This window comes from Streptomyces sp. Ru72 (assembly GCF_002920635.1).
Taxonomy (GTDB): Bacteria; Actinomycetota; Actinomycetes; order Streptomycetales; family Streptomycetaceae; genus Streptomyces.
Genome location: NZ_PQSR01000265.1, coordinates 1 through 300 on the forward strand (window position 1 = coordinate 1; position 300 = coordinate 300).

The 300-nt window shown below is 70.0% G+C and carries 1 protein-coding gene; it reads right to left on the reverse strand.

Features of this window, described 5'->3' with window-relative positions:
* Positions 1-300 (reverse strand): acyl-CoA dehydrogenase family protein (locus tag C3488_RS39835; RefSeq protein ID WP_146068044.1); only part of this gene is annotated, 300 nt, incomplete at both ends.

The window sequence follows — 300 nt, forward strand, 5'->3', positions numbered from 1 at the left end:
CGCGGAGATGTCGGTGCGGGCGCAGCGGGGCAGGAAGGCGTCCTTCTGCTCCTGGGTGCCGAACAGCTTCAGCGGCTGCGGTACGCCGATCGACTGATGCGCGGAGAGCAGCGCGCCCACGGCGGGGCTGACGGAGCCGACCAGAGCGAGCGCCTTGTTGTAGTACAACTGGGTGAGGCCGAGACCGCCGTACTTCGGGTCGATCTTCATGCCGAGGGCGCCGAGTTCCTTCAGGCCCGCCACGACCTCGTCGGGGATGCGGGCCTCGCGCTCGATCCGGGCGGGGTCGATCGCCGTCTC